The organism is Christiangramia aestuarii, from assembly GCF_009735585.1.
GTDB classification, from domain to species: domain Bacteria; phylum Bacteroidota; class Bacteroidia; order Flavobacteriales; family Flavobacteriaceae; genus Christiangramia; species Christiangramia aestuarii.
Genome location: NZ_VJVW01000188.1, coordinates 1 through 351, shown reverse-complemented (window position 1 = coordinate 351; position 351 = coordinate 1). Strand labels below are relative to the sequence as shown.

General features: G+C 66.1%; 1 protein-coding gene. It reads left to right on the top strand.

The window, feature by feature from the left end; all coding sequences use genetic code 11:
• A partial coding sequence (locus tag FLP08_RS17475) for an HAD hydrolase-like protein (RefSeq protein ID WP_156278195.1) occupies positions 1–351 on the top strand: 351 nt, incomplete at both ends.

Genomic DNA, 351 nt, shown 5'->3' with positions numbered 1-351 from the left:
GACTGACTACGCGTTGCTGGTATTCGATTGGGACGGCACCCTGGTCGACTCGATCGCGCGCATCGTCGATTCGATGAAGGCGGCGGCGCGGGAAACCGCTCTGCCGGAGCGGGACGATACCCGGATCAAGGGCATCATCGGCCTCGGCTTGCCCGAGGCGATTGCTTCGCTCTATCCGGAGGTTGGCGATCCTGCTCTGGTCGAGCGTTTCCGGTGTGCCTACAGCGAGCATTACCTGGCGCAGGAAGCGCAGCCGTCGCGGTTGTTCCCCGGCGTGGCCGAAGCCATGGTGCATTTTCGCGAGGCCGGGTTCCGCCTGGCGGTCGCCACCGGCAAGAGTCGGCGCGGCCT